Source organism: Salinisphaera hydrothermalis C41B8 (assembly GCF_000732535.1).
Taxonomy (GTDB): Bacteria; Pseudomonadota; Gammaproteobacteria; order Nevskiales; family Salinisphaeraceae; genus Salinisphaera; species Salinisphaera hydrothermalis.
Genome location: NZ_APNK01000079.1, coordinates 1 through 1,616, shown reverse-complemented (window position 1 = coordinate 1,616; position 1,616 = coordinate 1). Strand labels below are relative to the sequence as shown.

Annotated in this window: 1 protein-coding gene; it reads left to right on the top strand. The window is 58.0% G+C overall.

The window, feature by feature from the left end; translation table 11 throughout:
* Positions 1-170: 170 nt before the first annotated feature.
* A partial coding sequence (locus tag C41B8_RS20605) for an acyl-CoA dehydrogenase family protein (RefSeq protein ID WP_037341988.1) occupies positions 171-1,616 on the top strand: 1,446 nt, incomplete at its 3' end.

Below are 1,616 nucleotides of genomic sequence, written 5' to 3'. Positions count from 1 at the left end.
CGCGGCAGCGTCGTCTACGTCGGGAAGCGGCAGGCGGTTTGCCGCTGCGATGTCTATGCCATCTCTGAAGGTAAGGCAGACACACTTTGCGCAACCGCACAAGGCACGATCGTCGCGTTCGAGCCTGCCAGCACGCAGCGCTCATAGCGGTAAGCGCTGGACGGAATCACATGCCTTACGCCACGCATACGGTAGAAAATCAGCCGTCAGAGCTCTACCCCTATGACCCGTACGCACTGGATCAGGTGCTGCACGACGTGGTGACTCAAACTGCTGGCGAGTGGGGGCACAAGCGCTGTTGCGCGCTGTCGCGTATCGCCGGATCAAAAGTTGCTGCCGAGCATGCCGCACGCGCAGAGCGCAACGAGCCCTACCTGGAAACGCATGATCGATTCGGTTCGAGAATCGATCACATTGAACTCGACCCCTCCTGGTACTGGCTGCTCGATCAGGGCCATCAACACGGTATCCATGCGCTGCCCTGGCAGACAAGCCAACCTGGCGCACATACCGTTCGTGCGAGTCTGGCCTATCTATGGGCACAGCTCGACATGGGCGTCATGACGCCGCTATCGACTACGTTGTCGGCGATTGGCCTAGTAGCTAGTCACCCAGCCTTAGCCGAGCGATGGTACGAGCAACTCGTGTCCGACTCATTTGCTCACGGTGCATTGGCTGGCATCACAACGACTGAAAAGCAGGGCGGAACCGATCTCTGGCGGAACAGTACGCATGCAGAGAACGTCGGCGACGGCACGTTCGTGCTAACAGGCCACAAATGGTTCTGTTCATACCCACCGTGTGACGTGTTCATCACACTCGCACGCACTGAAGCCGGCTTGTCTTGCTTCCTTTTCGAAAGCGGCGATCCTGGTTTTCACGTGCAACGCCTCAAGCGCAAAATGGGGACGCGCTCGCTACCTTCGGCCGAAATCGAGTTCGATGGTGTGCAAGCACATCTGATCGGCCATTCCGGCGACGGTCTTCAGATGATCATGTCGATGATCAATCTTGGGCGTTTTGAATGCGTGATGGCCGCCGCAGCCTTGATGCGGGTCGCCTTGGTACAGGCCATACACCATACGCGCCATCGCCATGTTCTCGGTAAGCGTTTATGCGATCAGCCTGTAATGGAGAGCGTGCTCGCAGACCTCGCGCTGGAATCCGAGGCCGCAACCACATTGATGTTGCACATTGCGCAGACCTTCGACGATAAGAATCACGCGCTCGCGCGTTTGCTCACCGCACTGGCCAAGTTTTGGATCTGCAAACGTGCACCCGGCCAAATCAACGAAGCGCTCGAATGCCTGGGCGGCAACGGCTACGTCGAGGAGGCCCTTCTTGCACGTTACTACCGAGATGCACCTCTGAATGCGATATGGGAAGGACCAGGCAACGTGGCGGCCCTCGACGTCGTGCGATGTCTAAAAAGCGATCCTTACTTCGGTGACACCTTCATGGCGCAGTCGCGCGCTGTGCACGGTCTCGACCGTACTCTCGACCAAGCCTTCGACGATATCCATTTCGCAATCAGTGCGATTCAATCTGGCAGTGCACTGCCAATGCAACCGCGTCTATTGGCCGAGCGCATGACCGTCGCTTACCAAGCGGCGCTA